Raw genomic sequence first — 201 nt, forward strand, 5'->3', positions numbered from 1 at the left:
CAGAACCGGTCCTGCCCGGGCGTGCCGAACAGATACAGGATCAGGTCCTGGTCCAACGTGATCCGGCCGAAGTCCATCGCCACGGTCGTCGTGGTCTTGCCAGCCGTGTGGGTCAGATCGTCGATCCCCGCCGACGCGGCGGTCATCACGGCCTCGGTGCGCAGCGGGTTGATCTCCGACACGGCGCCCACGAAGGTCGTC

1 protein-coding gene is annotated in these 201 nt (G+C 67.2%); it reads right to left on the bottom strand.

What is annotated here, in order from left to right; genetic code table 11:
• Window positions 1-201: ATP/GTP-binding protein (locus tag IF47_RS0127325; RefSeq protein ID WP_037733465.1), on the bottom strand; the 201-nt coding region annotated here is incomplete at both ends.

The sequence above is a fragment of the Streptomyces megasporus genome (genome assembly GCF_000718985.1).
Taxonomy (GTDB): domain Bacteria; phylum Actinomycetota; class Actinomycetes; order Streptomycetales; family Streptomycetaceae; genus Streptomyces; species Streptomyces megasporus.